The 455-nt window shown below is 37.6% G+C and carries 1 protein-coding gene; it reads left to right on the top strand.

The window, feature by feature from the left end; all coding sequences use genetic code 11:
• On the top strand, positions 1–455 hold a 455-nt coding region (locus AB671_RS22660), incomplete at both ends, for a GEVED domain-containing protein (RefSeq protein WP_228391025.1).

Raw genomic sequence — 455 nt, 5'->3', positions numbered from 1 at the left:
ATGATTAATATTACAGCAGGTTCAGCTTATTCAGACTACACAACGGTTCCTTTGAAGTTTATTGATATGGTTCAAGGTTCTGTAGGTAACCAAATTATCATTGATAAAACAATGAATTCAGGTGCTAAAGCTGGAGTAGCAGTTTGGATTGACTTCAACAGAAACGGAACTTTTGATCTTGATGAAAGAATTTTAGCGGATGGTCCTAATACGAACGCTACTGCAAGTGCTACCTTTACGGTGCCTACGAACGCTTTCTTAGGATCTACCAATAAATATGTAGTGATGAGAGTGGCAATGGCTAAAGACGCTATTCCTGTAAGTTGTGTAAGCTTTACTGACGGTGAAGTGGAAGACTATACCGTGAGAATCTCTCAATTGCCAACAGTGAATACTGTAAACCAAACAGATATTTTGATTTATCCAAACCCAGTTAAATCAATTCTGAATGTGAA

Origin of the sequence: Chryseobacterium sp. BGARF1 (genome assembly GCF_001677955.1) — a bacterium.
In the GTDB taxonomy this organism is placed as follows: domain Bacteria; phylum Bacteroidota; class Bacteroidia; order Flavobacteriales; family Weeksellaceae; genus Chryseobacterium.
This window is presented reverse-complemented; position numbering and strand designations above follow the sequence as displayed.